A 5,759-nucleotide genomic window follows, 5' to 3' on the forward strand; every position below is an offset into this window, starting at 1 on the left:
CGCCCGCTGGGCGCCACCGCGATCTCACGCTCGCCGAAGCCGCAGGCCGATGAGGCGCCGCAGGCACCGTTCGGCTGGCCCTGGGCCTGCGCCTCTCGGGCCGCGCGATGCTCGACGAAGGGATGCACGAACATGGGGCGGTCAGTGGTTCGGGTGTCGAGATAGATGCGCGCGAGACGACGATAGGCCGTGCGGGCGGCATCACGCGCCGACTCGCTCCAGGGCTCATCGACGTTGGGAATGAGCGAGGCGCGGTACAGACCGATGTCACGCATGCGCGACACCGCGGCCGGGATCTTCGCCACCGTATCGGGGCTGACCACCATCATCACATCGATGCGTGACAGCCACTGCGCCGCGAGCTCGAGGTTTCGCCAGATGCGCTCGAACGAGCCCTGCCCTCCCACCATGGGGCGACGGCGGTCCTGCTCCTCGGCCAGCCCATCGAGGCTCACCCCGACGTAGAAGCCGTACTCGCGGAAGAACCGCAGGGCCCGCTCGTGCATCACGGTGCCGTTCGTGGTGAGGCTGAATATGACGCGCCGACCCAAGCGCTGACCCAGCTTGCGTGCCAGGCGGGCCGAGGCCACCATGCGATCGAACGCCAGCATGGGCTCTCCGCCGAAGAAGGCGATGGTGACCGGCTCGCCATCATCTCGCGCAAAGGCCTGACGAATCGCCTTCCACGCGGTCTGCTCCGGCATGGCCTTCGAGAACTTGTCGCCGGCGTAGCAGTAGGTGCATCGCATGTTGCACTGGTGGGTGAGTACGAGGGTCACGCGCATGACGAGGCTCTCCTTGTCAGTGATCCGCTTCCGGGAAGGGCCAACAGCCGGCGGGGCAGCGCCCAGGCGGTCGGCTCCCGTGATGATGGATTCGTCGCCAGATGGTCTCGCTCTATTCCCATTCTCCGCCCGAGATCACGCCGGCGCCGGCGCCGCCTCGGACTCGACCGGCCAGTCGACGGCGTTCACGTAGTTCATGTGCTTGCGGCTCCTCACGCCCTGCAGCAGGAGCACGAGCTGCCAGTAGTTCTTCAGATCGGTGATGTGGCCCACCTTGTCGGAATCGAGAACGCGCGTGCCTTTGACCTTGCCGCCCTCTCGCATGATGTCGACCTCGAGAACGCCGTCACGGAAGCGATCAAGCCCCTCGACATCGGTGGTCTCGAGACTGTACTCACGCCCCATGATGCGGCCTGTGATGCGCTGCGCGCCTCCTTCGGCGGTCACCACGAAGCCGTCGCGATCGGCGTGGAACGCGTAGGTCTCGTGCGTGGAGAAGAACCGCGGCTTCATGATGTACGGTCCACCGTACTCCGGACAGAAGGTGTCACAGTTGCCGCACTCATTGCAGAAGTCAGCGTAGTTGGCGATCTGGGTGGCCTGGGTGATCTTGAAGGTGCCCGCCTCGTCCGGCAGCACGCCGTCTGGGGTGAGCCTCAGGTTGCGGTACGAGATGTCGAACGCGCCCACCTCGTAGAGGAAGTTGGCGTCGTTGGGGCAGACAGGGATGCACTTGTCGCACGAGATGCAGTCCCAGAGGTAGAGGTGGCTGCCGATCTTCTTCGGCACGCTGGTGTTCTTGGCGTGATGGTAGCGCGCGTCAGCGGTGACCTCATCGACGTAGGCGGCCGTGTTGAGCAGCACGGCTTCGTCGACGACCTTGCGAACCACCTCGGCGGGCGCGGCGTCAGCGAGGGCGCTGCCGCTGGCATAGGCAGCCTGAAGGGCAGCCGCGTGCTCGCCCCCGGCTCGGCGAATGGCCTCGGGACCGGCATCACGCACCCGCACGATGTACTCGTCGATGGTGGCCGCCCCGCAGGCCTTCATCTTCTCCTCGAGCTTCTGCAGGTACGTGATCTGGCGACCGTATCCGCGTGGCTTGAGCAGATCGGTGCAGACCGTGATGGGAACCAGGCCGATGGCCACGGCCTTGTGGAAGTTCTCGTGGTCGATTCCTGCCGAGAACGAGATGGGATACTTCGTGCCGAGGGCCTTGCGCCACTCGCCCACGAGGTTTGTGGCGATGACGTGCAGGGGCGGCCCTGACATGTACATCACCTCATCGGTGAAGTACTTGCCCTTGTTCACCGTCTCGAGGGTGTTCGAGAACTTCACCCCGAGTCCGAGGCCGCGTGCATCGGCAAGCGGGCGCAGGCGCTCGACGATATCGATGGCCTCTTGCAGGCTCAGGCCGGCGCTGTAGGCCTTCTGGTTCACCTCGAGATGGGTGTAGCCCATCACATCGTGCAGCAGATGCTCGAGGCGCTCCTTGCCCAGCTGGGTGGGATTGAGCTTGATGATGGCGTTGACGCCGATCTCGGTGATCAGGTAGTGCACGATCTTCTCGATCTCGTCAGGCGGGCACCCATGGAAGGTCGACAACGTGATCGAGTTCGCGATGCGCGGGTTGAAGTCGAACGACCGATACGCGGCCCACTCGTCGGGAATCTCGGAACGCAGATCATCGACGATGGCGGTTGCGTCGATCATCGAGCGGATCCAGCCCGTGACCTCCGGGGTGCTGATGCCCTTCAGGTCGTATCCCACCGACATGTCGAGAATGGTGGCGGTCTTGGCCGCCTTCTGGTCACCGAGGCCAAGGATGTCTGCGTCGGCGAGCATCTGAACGATCATCGACGAGGCCACGTACTCGCGCAGCGACTTCGAGAGCTTGAGCTCTTGCGACCACTCGACGTTGAACCCGATGTTGGCCGCCGAGATGCACGGGCGGGGGATCTTGAGCTCGTCGAGGATCTGCACCGTCTTCAGCTCGATGATGCGCGACCCACCCAGCCATGACAGCACGATGTTCTGGATGAGCTGGTCTTGCGGCCCGGCGGCCGGCCCGAGCGCGGTGGAAGCCCGCTGCCCGTGAAACCGCACCGAGGTGTCGAGGGTGGGATCGCCCACGTAGAATCGGGCGCGGGGCAGGTCGTATACCTGGTCCTTGTGCCGCAGCTCGTGAAAGATGCGCCGCAGGTGCGTGCGCATGGAAAGCGGATACAGCTCAGCCAATGACGTGTCCCCTCCACCCTTGCCTGGCCGGCGGCCGTCGCTTCGCAATGGGTCGCGAAGCGCTCGACCGCCGAACCCGCATCACTCGACTACCTGCCGTTCACCGTCACCACGACGGGCGCGGAACGCCGTCCGGCGGCGTCTCGCGCCCGAGCGACCACATTCAGCCTTGCGCCCTTCGCGGTCCACGGCAATGCGATGTCGATGGTGTACATTCCCTGGTCATCGGCCGTTGCCTCCCCACCTGCCAATCTCACGTCGTGCTCGAGAACAGGAACCCGTCGGGTCAGGTCGATCTTCACGCGCGCGCCCGCCGCCGTCTTCCCCTGAACCTTGACCGTGCTCGACACCAGTGCGTCAGCGACGGGTGACGTCACGGTGAGAGGGAGGGCGTCCGGCGACGAGGGGGGCGCAGGCGAAGCAGCAGGCGCGGGCGTCGGCGACGCGGTGGGTGGCGCCGTCATGGGGGTCGTGGCGGTGCTTGAAGCGGTGGAGAACGACCAGCCATCGGTGAAGGGTGCAGCCGCGGCCGATCCCGGAGGAGTCACCTGACCGCTGACCTCGACCTTTACAATACCCTCGATCGGCTGTGCGGGCACGTAGGTGAAGAACTCGCGCGTGATGTAGGCCTGCTTGCTCACATCAGACCCGTTCACGAGCACGCGCACCGACGAGACGTCAAGCGTGCCCCCGAGCATCTCGAAGAAGGCGGTGATGCGCGGGGTCTTCTCGAGAACCCTCGCCCCCACCCCCGGTGACGGGCGATCGAGGTGCGGAACGAGCGGCTGCACCGTGAGCGCAACGGGAGCAGTTGCCAGCGGCGCCCGCTGCGTGCCCTTCTGCAAGACACCGAAGACGGGGGCGTCTCTGAGGGTCACCCCTCCGCCCAGCTTGTAATCGATGGCGTAGGTCCCTTCCGGCCCCTCTTTCAGGGCCACCTTGTCGGCCAGTCCAGGAACCGAGAACGAGGCCTGAGCGTTGGGCGTGCCCACAAGCGTTACATGCAAGGTGTCTCCCGGATGGAGCAGACCGCTCGCGGAGTGACGGAACTCGGTGATGCGCACCTCCTCTGGGGTAGGGGAAGGGATGGGGGTCGGTGAGGCCGCCGGGACATGGACGGTGGGAAGCGTGATGACCGCCTCCTTGCCAGAGCGGATAGAGACCACCCGCGTGGCCGCGTCGTACGAGATCTGGGCACCCAGCGCCTCCCCCACGAAGCGCAAGGGCACCATGATCGCCCCACCACTCATGAAGGGGGCCACCTGCAGCTTGAACGGCTTGAGATTGACCGTGGCCGTGTCGCTGCCCAGGGTCAGGAGAATGAGCGTCTTCCCCCGCAGGGCCTTCACGGTGTGGGTGACGTTGTCATAGTTCACCACCGCGCCCAGGCGGGCAAACACGCCTTTCATCGGCACACAGACCACGCCCTCGCGATCAACGGGTGGAACCTCGAAGGTCGCGGGCTGCCCGTCGACCACGATGCGCATCTCGTCCGCGGCGCGAACCATGCCCGCCCCCATCGAGAGCAGCACCATCATCAGAGCCAGAGCTGCAGAACGCCAGAGTCGAAGGTTGATCATGCTGTCGCGCTCACCGAGGAGCGCACCTCCTTGGTCATCACGCCTGCTGCAAGCAACGCGACGGGGTTGCGCCGCAGAAGTCGTCCCGATACCCGTGACGAATCTCGACGATGGGATACGACCCCCAAGCGCCGTCTCAGGTTGCGCTGCGTTGCGCTACCGAACAGCGAACTCCGTCGTGCGCGCGAAGGTTCCGTCATAGTAGACCTCGACCTTGTAGGCGCCGACGGGCCAGCTGCGAGAGTTGGTGAGACGGAACGACAGCCAGCCAGAGCCATCGCGCGGCACCTCGATGGGAATCTCCTTCACCTGCTTGCCGTCGTAGAACCATCGCGTGGAGACACGTCGCCCCTGTTTCACATCACGCACGTGCACTGCAACGATGACTGCCTTCACGCTCGTGGCAAACGTCGTGGTCGGGTTCAGCGGACGGTGACGGGAATCAACGCTCGGGCAGGTCACCGCCTCCTCCACGTGTGACTGCGCGTCCGATTGGGGCGCGGTGCTCGACGACGCGGCAGGGCCGCCTACGACCTCGAACTGCACGGTCTGCTGCAGCACGCCATCCGCGATGATCGCAAGCGAGTAGCGACCGGCCTCCCAGAACCCCTCACCGCGAGGGCTGAGAGAGAAGTAGACGTAGTAATCCCCTCTCCGATCAGAGACGATCTCGCGCTTGCTCGACTTGCCGGAAGGGCTCTGCCACACGCCCACGAGCTTTGAGCCCTTCTTCAGCCCCGTTGCGCGCAGAGAGCAGAAGAACGGCCAGCTCGGCTCGAAGCGGGTGGTGGGCTTCACCGGCCTGGCCTCGTTGTCGACCTCGCGGCACATGACGGGATCGACCACCTTGACGGTGGTGGTGGCGCCTGGCACGGTCGGGAGCCCGGCAGGAGCGGAGACGGTATCTGTTGCCGCCGGGGAAGAGGAACCCAGCGCGGGAGATGGAGATGCCTCGGGCGTGGTGGCCTGCGGAGCGCTGGCTGCCGAGGCCGGAGCCGAGGGCGCAGACGGGGGAGCAGGCTTGCTCTCACGCCCCTTCGACAAGAACATCCCGATGAGAACCACGGCGATGAGCGCCACGGCCATGGCACCCAGTGGCAACCCGCCGCCCGCTCCTGCCGGAGGAGCGGGGACACTTCCACCTCCGCCAAAGCCTGGT

Annotated in this window: 4 protein-coding genes; all 4 read right to left on the bottom strand. The window is 65.5% G+C overall.

The genetic code is table 11. The features are described from left to right. The coding region (locus EB084_18215; GenBank protein ID NDD30195.1) for a radical SAM protein at positions 1-785 on the bottom strand (785 nt) is incomplete at its 3' end. Between the two features lie 135 nt (positions 786-920). After that, positions 921-2,996, bottom strand: a complete 2,076-nt coding sequence (locus tag EB084_18220; protein NDD30196.1) for a glutamate synthase — start codon at positions 2,994-2,996, stop codon at positions 921-923. A 113-nt stretch (positions 2,997-3,109) separates the two neighbouring features. After that, on the bottom strand, positions 3,110-4,600 hold the full coding sequence (locus tag EB084_18225; protein ID NDD30197.1) for a hypothetical protein: 1,491 nt from the start codon (positions 4,598-4,600) through the stop codon (positions 3,110-3,112). A 156-nt stretch (positions 4,601-4,756) separates the two neighbouring features. Next, on the bottom strand, positions 4,757-5,686 hold the full coding sequence (locus EB084_18230; GenBank protein NDD30198.1) for a hypothetical protein: 930 nt from the start codon (positions 5,684-5,686) through the stop codon (positions 4,757-4,759). Positions 5,687-5,759 lie beyond the last annotated feature (73 nt).

The sequence above is a fragment of the Pseudomonadota bacterium genome (genome assembly GCA_010028905.1).
GTDB lineage: Bacteria > Vulcanimicrobiota > Xenobia > RGZZ01 > RGZZ01 > RGZZ01.